Annotated in this window: 12 protein-coding genes; all 12 read right to left on the bottom strand. The window is 64.6% G+C overall.

Annotation, left to right across the window (positions count from 1 at the left end):
• Positions 1 to 16 precede the first annotated feature (16 nt).
• Positions 17 to 769, bottom strand: coding sequence for an SDR family oxidoreductase (locus tag U8330_RS17565; RefSeq protein WP_323106532.1), 753 nt, complete (start codon positions 767 to 769; stop codon positions 17 to 19).
• A complete protein-coding gene (locus U8330_RS17560; RefSeq protein WP_323106531.1) occupies positions 766 to 1260 on the bottom strand; it encodes a hypothetical protein in 495 nt (164 codons plus the stop codon). Before U8330_RS17560 ends, U8330_RS17565 begins: the two co-directional genes overlap by 4 nt.
• Positions 1261 to 1263: 3 nt before the next feature.
• The gene (locus tag U8330_RS17555) at positions 1264 to 1902 is read right to left on the bottom strand and encodes a LysE family transporter (RefSeq protein ID WP_323107341.1); all 639 of its coding nucleotides are present in this window, start codon (positions 1900 to 1902) and stop codon (positions 1264 to 1266) included.
• Positions 1903 to 1935: 33 nt separating this feature from the next.
• The gene (locus U8330_RS17550; protein WP_323106530.1) at positions 1936 to 2349 is read right to left on the bottom strand and encodes an MAPEG family protein; all 414 of its coding nucleotides are present in this window, start codon (positions 2347 to 2349) and stop codon (positions 1936 to 1938) included.
• A 72-nt stretch (positions 2350 to 2421) separates the two neighbouring features.
• A complete protein-coding gene (odhB, locus tag U8330_RS17545) occupies positions 2422 to 3678 on the bottom strand; it encodes a 2-oxoglutarate dehydrogenase complex dihydrolipoyllysine-residue succinyltransferase (protein WP_323106529.1) in 1257 nt (418 codons plus the stop codon).
• Between the two features lie 47 nt (positions 3679 to 3725).
• Positions 3726 to 6722: a 2-oxoglutarate dehydrogenase E1 component gene (locus U8330_RS17540; protein ID WP_323106528.1), complete on the bottom strand. Its 2997-nt coding sequence runs from the start codon at positions 6720 to 6722 to the stop codon at positions 3726 to 3728.
• 229 nt (positions 6723 to 6951) lie between these two features.
• Complete coding sequence (gene sucD / locus U8330_RS17535) at positions 6952 to 7854, bottom strand: succinate--CoA ligase subunit alpha (RefSeq protein ID WP_323106527.1); 903 nt, start codon at positions 7852 to 7854, stop codon at positions 6952 to 6954.
• 5 nt (positions 7855 to 7859) lie between these two features.
• Positions 7860 to 9056: an ADP-forming succinate--CoA ligase subunit beta gene (gene sucC, locus U8330_RS17530; protein WP_323106526.1), complete on the bottom strand. Its 1197-nt coding sequence runs from the start codon at positions 9054 to 9056 to the stop codon at positions 7860 to 7862.
• A 24-nt stretch (positions 9057 to 9080) separates the two neighbouring features.
• On the bottom strand, positions 9081 to 10043 hold the full coding sequence (gene mdh, locus U8330_RS17525; protein WP_323106525.1) for a malate dehydrogenase: 963 nt from the start codon (positions 10041 to 10043) through the stop codon (positions 9081 to 9083).
• 189 nt (positions 10044 to 10232) lie between these two features.
• Complete coding sequence (zapE, locus tag U8330_RS17520; protein WP_323106524.1) at positions 10233 to 11387, bottom strand: cell division protein ZapE; 1155 nt, start codon at positions 11385 to 11387, stop codon at positions 10233 to 10235.
• Between the two features lie 87 nt (positions 11388 to 11474).
• Positions 11475 to 12020 (bottom strand): protease inhibitor Inh/omp19 family protein, encoded by a 546-nt coding sequence (locus U8330_RS17515; RefSeq protein WP_323106523.1) that lies wholly within the window; start codon positions 12018 to 12020, stop codon positions 11475 to 11477.
• A gap of 150 nt (positions 12021 to 12170) precedes the next feature.
• Complete coding sequence (locus U8330_RS17510) at positions 12171 to 12950, bottom strand: succinate dehydrogenase iron-sulfur subunit (RefSeq protein WP_323106522.1); 780 nt, start codon at positions 12948 to 12950, stop codon at positions 12171 to 12173.
• Positions 12951 to 12973: the final 23 nt, after the last annotated feature.

Here is a 12973-nt window from a genome sequence, read left to right as displayed (position 1 = left end):
CTTCGGTCCCGCGGGTCTACCTGCCGCCGGAAACATTGAGAATGGCCCCCGTCACGTAGGACGCTTCGGGAGACAGGAGATAGAGAACGGCATCGGCGACCTCATCCGGCCCGCCCGCTCGCTTCATCGGAATGCTTGCCGCCAAATCGCGCACGCGATCCGGCAGCCCGCCGGAGGCATGGATCTCGGTGTCGATGATGCCGGGGCGCACGGCATTGACGCGGATGCCCTCATCAGCCACTTCGCGCGCAAGGCCGATGGTCAGCGTGTCGATGGCGCCCTTGGCGGCGGCGTAATCGACATACTGGTTCGCCGATCCGAGCACGGCTGCCATGGACGAAATGTTGACGATCGCACCGCCGCGCCCGCTGTTTCGGGTGGACATGCGCCGCACCGATTCCGCCGCGACGCGGATGGCGCCGATCGTGTTGATCGCGAACATGCGCTCAAGGCGGGCGCGGCTCATCTCGTCGATCCGCGCCGGCTTGTCGACCACGCCGGCATTGTTCACCAGCCCATCCAGCCGACCGAAGGCGTGGTCGACCAGGGAGAAGATCGCCGCGAGATCCTCCTCGCGCGAAATGTCTCCGGGAACGGTCAGCGCCGAGCCGCCGGCCTCGTTGATCGCCGCCGCCACCGTCTCGGCCGCTTCGCGGTCGCGCGCATAATTGATGACGACAGCCCAGTCGCGCGCCGCGGCCTTCAGCGCCACGCTGGCGCCGATTCCGCGGCTTCCGCCGGTCACGAGCAGAACCTTGCGGTCGGTCATGAGGCGCACCCTTTGAAGGTCAGGACATCCCAGGGCGCCACCTGCGCCTTGCCTGCGCCCCACAGCGCGGACTGGCGGATGGCGGGCCCCAGCGCAGGCAGAAGCAGGCTTTCCGCCGCAGGCTGGCCGGCCGGGGGAAGCAGGGCCAGCGTGCCGCCGCTCGTGCCGTAGATCACCCCTTGCCAGACGGTGCAGGCCTCAAGATCGGCGCCGGTCACATCGCCTTCGGGGCAGTTGAAGAAGAGCATGCCGGCCGGCCGGTCGCCCTCTGCCGCAGCCATTTCATAGCCGTCCAGCTGCAGATCGGTGTTGAGCACGCGCAGGGTGAAGCGGTGTTCGGCCGCCTGCGCCTCGGAGGCGTCGGGCAGGAAGGCAAGCTCGTAGGCGTTGTCGCGATCACGGTAGAGCGCGCGATCCTGCGGGCAGGAGGCCGCCGCCACGGAGACGGCAGCAAGGCTGAAAGCCAGACCACAGCCCAACATCCGCCGCATGGCTCAGCCCGCCTTTTCGGTAGCGAGCTTCAGGCCGAGTGCGATGAAGACCAGGCCGCTGGCGCGGTCGATCCAGTGGCTGATGCGGGTGAAGCGGGCGCGCATGGCCGGCGTGGTCATGAACAGGCTGACGCCGACGAACCAGAGGATCAGGCAGGTGGCCATGACGAGGCCATAGCCGAACTTGACCGGGATCGGGGTGGCCGCGCTGACCACGGTGGAGAAGATCGACAGGAAGAAGAACACCGGCTTCGGATTGAGCGCATTGGCCATGAAGCCGAGCCCGAAGGCTTTGAGCGCCGATTGGCTGCGGACATCGACAGCAGGCTCGGACGCCACGGACAGATCCGCCTTCTGCGCCCGCAGCGCTTTCACGCCGATATAGACCAGGTAGGCGACGCCACACCATTTGACGAGGTTGAACAGCGCGATCGATTGCGAGATCAAAAGGCCGAGGCCAAGGATCGTGTAGGTGACATGCACCATCAGCGAGGTGCCGATGCCGAAGGAGGTGAGAATGGCGGCGCGCCGGCCCTTCAGGATCGACTGGCGCATGACCATGGCCAGGTCCGCGCCGGGCGAAACGATGGCAAAGCCGAAGATCGCCATCAGGGAGGCGAGTTCGACGAGATAGGGGTGCAGCGCGGGTGTCATGCTCAAGATCCGGAAGAAGGGTCAGACGATCAGCAGCGCCGCCATGACGAGCAACGCAGCCAGCGAGCCCAGCCAGACGAGCGAGCGGATATAGGGCACGCCGGCAAGGTAGAGCGGCACGTAGAGAATGCGGCAGGCGAGCCAGGCCCAGGCAGCCGTCAGTCCCCAGCCGCTCGGATCGCCGGTCATCGCGACCGCAAGGACGAGGCCCACAAAGGCCGGATAGGTTTCCTGCAGGTTCTTCGAGGCGCGCGCGGCGCGGCCGGCCAGCTTGCCCTTCGGCGCGCGCTCTTCGTCGCGCGGACCGGCATTCCAGCCGAGCCCCATTTCCGCGGTGGCCAGTTGCCCCTGCAGGCCGATCTGCACCACGAGAAGCACGACACTCCAGGCGAGAACGGTGAGAAGCGGGGAGGCGGCGAGCGAGGCGATATCCATGCGGGGCATCCGAAAGGCAGAGAGAATGGCCCAGGGCCCGCCGCTGATCGGCGGACCCCGGTTCTGACAGGATCAGAGATCGAGAACCAGGCGTTCCGGATCCTCGAGGCTTTCCTTGACGCGCACCAGGAAGGTCACGGCTTCCTTGCCGTCGACGATCCGGTGGTCGTAGGAGAGCGCCAGATACATCATCGGGCGGATGACGATCTGGCCGCCGACGACGACCGGGCGCTCCTGGATCTTGTGCATGCCGAGAATGCCCGACTGCGGGGCGTTCAGGATCGGCGAGGACATCAGCGAGCCGTAGACGCCGCCATTGGTGATGGTGAAGGTGCCGCCCTGCATGTCGGCCATGGAGAGCGAGCCGTCGCGCGCGGCCTTGGCGAGGCGGCCCAGCTCCTTCTCGATGCCGGCGATCGAGAGCTGATCGGCATCGCGGATGACCGGAACGACCAGACCCTTGTCGGTGCCGACGGCCATGCCGACATGGCAGAAGTTCTTGTAGATGATGTCGGTGCCGTCGATCTCGGCGTTGACGGCCGGCAGTTCCTTCAGCGCATGCGTGACCGCCTTGGTGAAGAAGCCCATGAAGCCGAGCTTCACGCCATGCTTCTTCTCGAAGACGTCCTTGTACTTGGTGCGCAGGTCCATGACCGCCTTCATGTCCACCTCGTTATAGGTGGTCAGCATGGCGGCCGTGTTCTGCGCGTCCTTGAGGCGGCGGGCGATGGTCTGGCGCAGGCGCGTCATCTTCACCCGCTCTTCGCGTGGCGCATCCTCGGCGTTGGACGGCCCGCGCGACGGGGCCTTGGCAGCGTCGGCGGCCGGAGCCGGTGCGGTCGTGAAACCGCGGCTGACGGCGGCGATCACATCACCCTTCAGCACCTGTCCGCGCTTGCCGGAGCCTTCGACATCGCCGGCCTGCATGTTGTTCTCGGTCATCAGCTTGGCGGCAGCCGGAGCCGGCGGCATGGTGCTGGCCGGTATGGCGGCCGGTGCCGGGGCAGCGGGTGCCGAAGCGGCAGGAGCGGCCGGGGCCGGTGCAGCGCTCTCGGCCGGCTTTGCGGCAGGCGCGGCAGACGCAGCGCCGGCACCTTCGGCGATCTGGCCCAGGAGGGCGCCGAGGCCGACGGTTTCGCCGGCATTGGCGACGATCTCGGTCAGGGTGCCGGCGGCCGGCGCCGGAACTTCGATCGTCACCTTGTCGGTTTCGAGCTCGAGCAGCGGTTCATCGGCATTGACGGTCTCGCCGACCTTCTTGAACCAGGTGCCGACAGTGGCTTCGCTGACGGATTCGCCGAGGGTGGGTACGCGGATTTCGGTGGCCATGATGTTCGTCCGTTATCAATCGTTCGGGGGCAGGCAGAGGGGCTTCATCAGCCCCCGAGCGCATCTTCCAGGAAGGCGGCGAGCTGGGCGAGGTGCTTCGACATCAGGCCCGTGGCCGGCGAAGCGGCTGCGGGACGGCCGGTATAGCGCACGCGCTGATACTTGGCGTCGATATGGGCCAGCACCCACTCCAGATAGGGGTCGATGAAGGACCAGGCGCCCATGTTCTTCGGCTCTTCCTGGCACCAGACCATTTCCGCATGGCGGAAGCGCGAGAGCTCGTTGATGAGCGCCTTGGCCGGGAAGGGATAGAGCTGCTCGATGCGCAGCAGGTAGATGTCGTCGATGCCCCGCTTTTCGCGCTCTTCCAGAAGGTCGTAATAGACCTTGCCGGTGCACAGCACGACGCGGCGGATCTTGGCGTCCTTCTGCAGCTTGATCGGACCGTCCTTGATCACCTCGGCATCGTCCCACAGCAGGCGGTGGAACGAGGTCTCGCCGGCCATTTCCGACAGGCTGGAGACAGCCCGCTTGTGGCGCAGCAGGGACTTGGGCGTCATCATGATCAGCGGCTTGCGGAAGTCGCGCTTCACCTGGCGGCGCAGGATGTGGAAATAGTTCGCCGGCGTAGTGACATTGGCGACCTGCATATTGTCCTCGGCGCACATCTGCAGCCAGCGCTCCAGACGGGCGGAGGAATGTTCCGGACCCTGACCCTCATAGCCATGCGGCAGGAGGCAGACGAGACCGGACATGCGCAGCCACTTGCGTTCGCCCGACGAGATGAACTGATCGAACACCACCTGGGCGCCGTTGGCGAAGTCGCCGAACTGGGCTTCCCACAGCGTCAGCGCATTCGGGCGGGCAAGCGAATAGCCATATTCGAAGCCGAGCACCGCTTCTTCCGAGAGCATCGAATTGATGACCTCGTAGCGCGCCTGGCTCGGCGAAAGATTGGCGAGCGGGATATAGCGCTCCTCGGTTTCCTGATCGTAGAGAACCGAGTGGCGCTGCGAGAAGGTGCCGCGTTCGCAATCCTGGCCGGACAGGCGGATCTTGGTGCCTTCGACCGCGAGCGAGCCGAAAGCCAGCGCCTCGGCCATCGCCCAGTCGATCCCTTCGCCGGTTTCCACCATCTGGGCGCGGTTGTCCATGAAGCGCTGGATCGTGCGGTGGACATTGAAGCCCTCCGGCACGGTCGCGAGCTTGCGGCCGATTTCCTTCAGGCTCTTCATCGGCACCGAGGTCTTGCCGCGGCGCTGTTCGTCCTGATTGTCGGCGGCGCGCAGGCCGGACCAGGCGCCGTCCAGCCAGTCGGCCTTGTTCGGCTTGTAGGACTGGCCCGCCTCGAACTCCTGTTCGAGGCGGGCCCGCCAATCGGCCTTCATCTTCTCGACTTCGCCTTCGGTGAGGAGGCCTTCCTCGATCAGCCGGGCGGCATAGAGGCTGACGACGGTCTTGTGGCTGCGAATCACCTTGTACATCTTCGGCTGGGTGAAGGCGGGCTCGTCGCCTTCATTGTGGCCGAAGCGGCGGTAGCAGAACATGTCCACGACCACCGGCTTGTGGAACTTCATGCGGAATTCGATGGCGATCTTGGCGGCATAGGTCACCGCTTGCGGATCGTCGCCGTTCACATGGAAGATCGGCGCCTCGATCATCTTCGCCATGTCGGACGGATAGGGCGAGGAGCGCGAGAAGGCCGGATTGGTGGTGAAGCCGATCTGGTTGTTGATGATGAAATGCACGGTGCCGCCGACGCGGTGGCCGCGCAGGCCGGAGAGGCCAAGGATTTCGGCCGTGACGCCCTGGCCCGCAAAGGCCGCATCGCCGTGCAGCAGCAGCGGCAGAACCTTGGAGCGCTCCTTGAGCGGAATGATATCGCCTTCCCAGACCTTGGCCAGCTGGTCCTGCTTGGCGCGCGCCTTGCCCATGACGACCGGGTTGACGATTTCGAGATGCGAGGGGTTGGCCGTCAGCGACAGATGCACCTTGTTGCCGTCGAACTCGCGGTCGGACGAGGCGCCGAGGTGATACTTCACGTCGCCCGAACCTTCCACGTCGTCCGGCGCATAGGAACCGCCCTTGAACTCGTGGAACACGGCGCGGTGCGGCTTGCCCATGACGTTGGTCAGCACGTTCAGGCGGCCGCGGTGGGCCATGCCAAGAACGATCTGTTCGAGCCCTTCCTGGCCGCCGCGCTTGATGATCTGCTCGAGCGCCGGGATCAGCGCTTCGCCGCCGTCGAGACCGAAGCGCTTGGTGCCCTTGTACTTGACGTCGATGAACTGCTCGAACCCTTCGGCCTCGATCAGCTTCTGCAGGATCGCCTTCTTGCCCTCGGGCGTGAAGTCGACGGCCTTGCCCGGCCCTTCGATGCGCGCCTGGATCCAGCCTTTGATCTCCGGATCGGAAATATGCATGAACTCGACGCCGAGCGTCGAGCAATAGGTCCGCTCGAGAATCTCGATGATCTCGCGCATCGTGGCGTAATCCATGCCGAGCACGTTATCGAGGAAGATCTTGCGGTCCATGTCCTCCGGGCCGAAGCCATAATTGGAGGGGGACAGCTCGTGATAGTCGTCCACCGGCGCGGCGATGCCGAGCGGGTCGAGCTTGGCATGAAGATGGCCGCGCATGCGGTAGGCGCGGATCAGCATGAGGGCGCGGATCGAATCGCGCGTTGCCTGGTGGACGTCTTCTGGAGAGGCGGCAACGCCGGTGGCGGCTGCCTTTTCCTCGGCCTTCGCCTTGACCTTCTTCTCGACGACCTTCTCGACCGTGCCCCAATCGCCATCCAGCGCCGAGGTCAGCTCGTCGCGCGGCGTGGCGGGCCAGTGGGCCTTCTTCCAGGAGGCGCCCTTGGCAGCCTTCACCACGTCCTCGGGATTGTCAGCCAGTGCCTTGAAGAAGGACTGCCACTCGCCGGAAACCGACGAGGGGTCGGTTTCGTAGCGCGCATAGAGCTGCTCGATATAGCTCGCATTGGCGCCGTCCAGAAACGACGTCAGCTGGAATTGCTCGTTGGCCTCTTGCCTTGCCATGTTTCCTCGCGGACCTCGCCGTCCGCCTCCTGACTTGTCGGATGCGCCCCGACGTTCGTCGTCCGGAGCTGGCCTCGTGTCATTGTCAGCAGGGGCCATCCTTTCCCTGCGCGACGCCTTGCATACTTGGCGGAGCCGCTCGCGCGGGCCATCGGCCCGTTCGCCCCTGCTCCAAAATGGGGCGGAAACGGCCGGTGCCAAGCACCGGCCGTTCAGCCTTTCGTGTTCGTCAGCCCTTGAGGACCTCGACCAGCGTCTTGCCGAGGCGCGCCGGGGAAGGGGAGACGCGGATGCCGGCTGATTCCATGGCGGCGATCTTGTCTTCCGCGCCACCCTTGCCGCCGGAAATCACGGCGCCGGCATGGCCCATGGTGCGGCCGGGAGGAGCCGTGCGGCCGGCGATGAAACCGACCATCGGCTTCTTGCGGCCGCGCTTGGCTTCGTCCTTCAGGAACTGGGCGGCATCTTCTTCCGCCGAGCCGCCGATCTCGCCGATCATGATGATCGACTGCGTCTCGTCGTCGGCCAGGAACATCTCGAGCACGTCGATGAACTCAGTGCCCTTGACCGGGTCGCCGCCGATGCCGACGGCCGTCGTCTGACCGAGACCTTCGTTGGAGGTCTGGAAGACCGCCTCATAGGTCAGTGTGCCGGAGCGCGACAGGACGCCGACGGAGCCCTTCTTGAAGATGTTGCCCGGCATGATGCCGATCTTGCATTCGTTCGGGGTGAGAACGCCCGGGCAGTTCGGGCCGATCAGCCGCGACTTGGAGGCATCCAGCCGCGCCTTGACCTTGACCATGTCGGCCACCGGAATGCCTTCGGTAATGCAGACGATCAGGCCGATCTCGGCTTCGATCGCCTCGATGATCGCCGCTGCCGCGCCAGCCGGCGGGACGTAGATGACCGAGGCATCGGCCCCGGTCCGTTCCTTGCCTTCGGCAACGGTCGCGAAGATCGGCAGGGTTTCACCCTTGGAGCCTTCCCAGGTCTCGCCGCCCTTCTTCGGGTTGATGCCGCCGACCATCTTCGTGCCGTGATAGGCGAGCGCCTGCTCGGTGTGGAAGGTGCCGGTCTTGCCGGTCAGACCCTGGACGAGGATCTTGGTGTCTTTGTTGATCAGGATAGACATGGCAATCAGGCACCCTTCACTGCAGCGACGATCTTCTGGGCTGCATCGTCCAGGTCGTCGGCGGAAATCACGTTCAGTCCGCTCTCGTTGATGATCTTCTTGCCAAGATCGACATTGGTGCCTTCCAGGCGGACGACGAGGGGAACCTCGAGGCCGACTTCCTTGACGGCCGCCAGAACGCCCTCGGCAATGACATCGCACTTCATGATGCCGCCGAAGATGTTGACGAGAATGCCCTTCACGGCCGGATCGGCGGTGATGATCTTGAAGGCCGCGGTGACCTTTTCCTTGGAGGCGCCGCCGCCGACATCGAGGAAGTTCGCCGGCTCGGCGCCGTAGAGCTTGATGATGTCCATGGTGGCCATGGCAAGGCCAGCGCCGTTGACCATGCAACCGATATTGCCGTCCAGCGCCACATAGGCGAGGTCGTACTTGGAGGCCTCGATTTCCTTCTCGTCCTCCTCGGTCTTGTCGCGCAGCGCGACAATGTCCTCGTGGCGGAACAGCGCGTTGCCGTCGAAGGACACCTTGGCGTCGAGCACGCGGACGCGGCCATTCTTCATGACGATCAGCGGGTTGATCTCGAGCAGGCTCATGTCCTTCTCGACGAAGGCCTTGTAGAGGATCGGGAAGAGAGCCTCGGCATCCGCCTTGGCTTCGCCCTCGAGCTTCAGGGCCTGCGTCAGTGCCGCGAGGTTCTCGGAGGTCACGCCGGCTTCCGGATCGATCGCCACGTTGACGATCTTTTCCGGCGTGTCATGGGCAACCGTCTCGATGTCCATGCCGCCCTCGGTGGAGACGACGAAAGACACCTGGCCGACCGCACGGTCGACGAGGATCGAGAGGTAGAGCTCGCGGTCGATGTCGGCGCCGTCCTCGATGTAGAGGCGGTTCACCTGCTTGCCGGCCTCGCCGGTCTGCTTGGTGACAAGCGTGTTGCCGAGCATTTCCTTGGCGAAGGCAACCGCCTCTTCCACGGACTTGGCCAGCCGAACGCCGCCCTTGGCATCAGGGCCGAGCTCCTTGAACTTGCCCTTGCCGCGGCCGCCGGCATGGATCTGGCTCTTGACGACGTAAAGCGGACCCGGAAGCGACTTGGCAGCGGCTTCGGCCTCGTCGGCCGAAAAGATCGCGACGCCCTCGGCCACCGGTGCGCCGAAGCCCTTCAGGAGAGCCTTGGCCTGATATTCGTGAATGTTCATGGGAAAGACTGGTCCTGTTCTGGCTTATTTGAGGGCCGGGGCGATGCCGACGCAGGCTTCGCAAAGGCCGGCCACGGCGGCGACGGACTTCTCGAAGGCTTCCTTTTCCGACTTGTTCAGGTCGATCTCGACGATGCGCTCGACACCACCGGCGCCGATGATGGTCGGAACGCCCACATACATGTCCTTCACGCCGTACTGGCCGGAGAGATAGGCCGCGCAGGGGAGGACGCGCTTCTTGTCCTTGAGGAAGGCTTCGGCCATTTCGATGGCGGAGGCGGCCGGCGCATAATAGGCCGAGCCGGTCTTGAGCAGGCCGACGATCTCGGCGCCGCCATCCCGCGTGCGCTGGACGATCTCTTCCAGGCGCTTCTCGGTGATCCAGCCCATCTTGACGAGGTCGGTCAGCGGAATGCCGCCAACGGTCGAGTAACGCGGCAGCGGCACCATCGTGTCGCCATGGCCGCCGAGCACGAAGGCGGTGACGTCCTGGACGGAAACGTTGAATTCCTGGCTGAGGAACAGGCGGAAACGGCCGGAATCCAGCACGCCGGCCATGCCGACCACCATGTTCTTCGGCAGGCCGGAGAACTTCTGCAGCGCCCAGACCATCGCGTCGAGCGGGTTGGTGATGCAGATCACGAAGGCGTTCGGGGCATATTTCTTGATGCCGGCGCCGACCTGTTCCATGACCTTGAGGTTGATGCCGAGCAGGTCGTCGCGGCTCATGCCCGGCTTGCGGGCGACGCCAGCGGTGACGATGCAGACGTCCGCGCCCTCGATGGCGGCGTAGTCGCTCGCGCCCGTCAGGTTGGCGTTGAAGCCTTCGACCGGCGAGGACTGGGCGATGTCGAGGCCCTTGCCCTGCGGAATGCCGTCGGCGATGTCGAAAAGGACGATGTCCCCGAGTTCCTTCAGGCCGGCCAGATGAGCCAGCGTACCGCCGATCATCCCGGACCCGATGAGTGCGATCTTGTTGCGCGCCATGAAAGTGCTTCCTTTGCGATCAAATCTGGCAAGGTCCGCCGCGACGCTTCCCGGTCCCACCGGGCGACCACGCAACCTCACGGCGGAAGGACTTAATCGGCAAAAGTAAAAATATCAATGACTGATTTTGCGACCAATGTTTTCAATCGTTTAGATCGAAAAATTCTTACGTAAAGGTAAGACTTTGCGTCATGAATCAGACATTTTGGGACGCGTTGCTTGCGCGTAGTCTTCGCTCTGGATCTCGATCAGGCGCGAAACGGTGCGATCGAACTCGAAGCCTTCGGTGCCGCGGCGGGTGGCGAGCAGCGCCTCCGGACGAGCGGCGGCGGAGGCGAACAGGCGAGCGCCGGCATCATAGATCGTGTCGATCAGAAGGATGAACCGCTTCGTCTCGTTGCGTCGGTTCGCATCGAGAACCGGGATGTTCTCAACGAACAGCGTCCGGTAGCGCTCCAGGATGGCGAGATAATCCGCTGCGGCCAGGGGGCGCTCGCACAGGTCGGAAAATTGAAAGCGCGCACAGGGCCCGGCCGCCATCGGTATAGCAATCGTGCGACCGCGAAAGGCAATCTCGGCGGGCGCAGCGCTGCGACCGGCCGTCGCGTGCTGCCACGCGGTCTCGATCGCCCGATCCGCCTCCGGCCCCAGTGGAGAGGACCAGACAGGCAGGCCGCTGGTCTTCAGCAGCCGGTAGTCGGTGGTCGTATCGAGGGAGATGACATCGGTATGGGCGCGCAGCACATCGATGAAGGGAAGGAAGAGGCCGCGGTTCAGCCCGTCCTTGTAGAGATTGCTGGGCTCGACATTGGAGGTGGCGACGAGCACGCAGCCCCTGCGGAACAGTTCGCCGAAGAGACGCGAAAGGATCATCGCATCCGCGATATCCGTCACCGAGAACTCGTCGAAACAGAGAAGCCGCGACTCGCCGTAGATCTCTGCCGCGATCGGCGGCATGGGATCGGCCTGCTTTGTCTCGCCATCCTTCAGCTTCTGGCGATGGTGCGCGATGCGGTCCTGCACATCGGCCATGAATTCGTGAAAATGGGCGCGGCGCTTGCGCTCGATGGGCACCGTCTCGAAGAACAGGTCCATCAGCATGGTCTTGCCGCGGCCGACACCGCCATGCAGGTAAAGGCCCTTGAGCGGCGGCTGTTGCTCGCGCTTGGAAGCAAAGAGCCAGCCAAGCGCGTTGGACTTGCGCTGCGCACGGTTTCCGGCCAGCGCGACCGCCAGGCGGTCGAGCCGGGCGGCGATCTGCAGCTGGGCAGGGTCGCGCTGCAGGGTGCCGGCCTCGATCATGGCTTCGAGGCGGCGGGCGATCTTCTCTTCCTGATGGGGCACGGATCAGCCTCGTCTGGCCTTCCCCGGCTGAACGCCGTGCAGGGAGGCATCAATGCCGACCGGATCATCCGGCCGGCCGCGCCGGTCTCAGCGGCTCAGGCTCACGGTCTGGCCGGAATTGGTGGAGCCGTCGAAGCGGTTGTCGGCGGTCTTGTAGAGCCGGGCGATGGCGTTGCCGTCGCGGTCCTTCAGGACGACCTGCTTGCCGGCCACTTCCCAAGAGCCCATCTGCGTCAGCTCGCCCGCGCAGCCGCGCGTGCCGCCGCGCGAGCCGGAGCCGAGATTGGTCAGCGTCAGGAACATGTCGCACGAGGCACCGGCATTGCCGACGCGCCAGTTGCCGACCATGGCTTCCTTCTTCACGTCCAGCGAGGCCGCAGGCGGCGCTGCAGCCGCCGCACCGGGCGCGCCCGGCTGACCGAGCGAGGCCTGCTGGCTGACGGGGGCCGCCGGAAACTGCGAGGCATCGGCGGCAGCCGGCGGCGGCAGGGCGCTGCCGGACACCGAGGGAACCGGCTGCGCCTGAAGCGGGGCCGGGGCAGGCGCGGTGTTGAAGTCGCTCATCGCGGTGCGCTGGCATCCGGAAAGGGCAAGAACCGCCACCAAACCAGCTGCAACATATGAAACCCGCATGCCAAACTCCCGGTCGTCTCGCGTTGATGTACCTGTGCGAGCAGATATAGCCGCCAATATGGTTAATCGAGCTTTAACAATCTCGAAAAGCCTCTTTGCTCGCTCCTGTGGCAGGATTGCGACTCTGCCCGTATCCCGCGCCTTTTCCGCTCAAACGCGCCGCTCGACCATCATCTTCTTGATTTCGCCGATCGCCTTGGCCGGGTTCAGGCCCTTGGGGCAGGTCTGCGCGCAGTTCATGATGGTGTGGCAGCGATAGAGACGGAACGGATCTTCGAGATTGTCCAGCCGCTCGCCCTTTGCCTCGTCGCGGCTGTCGATCAGCCAGCGATAGGCCTGCAGCAGAACCGCGGGGCCGAGATAGCGGTCGCCATTCCACCAGTAGCTCGGACAGGAGGTGGAACAGCAGGCGCAGAGAATGCACTCGTAGAGCCCATCGAGCTTCTGCCGGTCTTCATGACTCTGCTTCCACTCCTTGGCAGGCGTCGGCGATACCGTCTTCAGCCAGGGCTCGATCGAGCGGTGCTGGGCGTAGAAATTGGTGAGGTCGGGGACGAGATCCTTGACGACCGGCATGTGCGGCAGCGGATAGACCTTCACCGCCCCCTTCACGTCGTCCATGCCCTTGGTACAGGCGAGCGTATTGGTGCCGTCGATGTTCATCGCGCAGGACCCGCAGATCCCCTCGCGGCAGGAGCGACGCAGCGTCAGCGTCGGGTCGATCTTGTTCTTGATGTAGAGCAGCGCGTCGAGCACCATCGGCCCGCAATCATCGACATCGATGAAGAAGGTGTCGATCGACGGGTTCTTTCCATCATCCGGGCTCCAGCGATAGACGCGGAATTCGCGCGTCCTCGTCGCCCCGGCCGGCTTCGGCCAGACCTTGCCTTCGGTCATCTGGGAATTCTTGGGGAGTGCTAATTCAACCATGTTCTTTTCCCTGTCCCGTTGCA

This window comes from Rhizobium sp. CC-YZS058, assembly GCF_034720595.1.
Lineage (GTDB): Bacteria > Pseudomonadota > Alphaproteobacteria > Rhizobiales > Rhizobiaceae > Ferranicluibacter.
Note: the sequence above shows the minus strand (reverse complement) of the source record. Positions and strands in the feature narration are given on the sequence as shown.

Bases quoted from the DNA above. Each gene is read 5' to 3' on its own strand.
- U8330_RS17565 (WP_323106532.1), bottom strand. From the start codon at position 769: ATGACCGACCGCAAGGTTCTGCTCGTGACCGGCGGAAGCCGCGGAATC.
- U8330_RS17560 (WP_323106531.1), bottom strand. From the start codon at position 1,260: ATGCGGCGGATGTTGGGCTGTGGTCTGGCTTTCAGCCTTGCTGCCGTC.
- U8330_RS17550 (WP_323106530.1), bottom strand. From the start codon at position 2,349: ATGGATATCGCCTCGCTCGCCGCCTCCCCGCTTCTCACCGTTCTCGCC.
- odhB (WP_323106529.1), bottom strand. From the start codon at position 3,678: ATGGCCACCGAAATCCGCGTACCCACCCTCGGCGAATCCGTCAGCGAA.
- U8330_RS17540 (WP_323106528.1), bottom strand. From the start codon at position 6,722: ATGGCAAGGCAAGAGGCCAACGAGCAATTCCAGCTGACGTCGTTTCTG.
- sucD (WP_323106527.1), bottom strand. From the start codon at position 7,854: ATGTCTATCCTGATCAACAAAGACACCAAGATCCTCGTCCAGGGTCTG.
- sucC (WP_323106526.1), bottom strand. From the start codon at position 9,056: ATGAACATTCACGAATATCAGGCCAAGGCTCTCCTGAAGGGCTTCGGC.
- mdh (WP_323106525.1), bottom strand. From the start codon at position 10,043: ATGGCGCGCAACAAGATCGCACTCATCGGGTCCGGGATGATCGGCGGT.
- U8330_RS17515 (WP_323106523.1), bottom strand. From the start codon at position 12,020: ATGCGGGTTTCATATGTTGCAGCTGGTTTGGTGGCGGTTCTTGCCCTT.
- U8330_RS17510 (WP_323106522.1), bottom strand. From the start codon at position 12,950: ATGGTTGAATTAGCACTCCCCAAGAATTCCCAGATGACCGAAGGCAAG.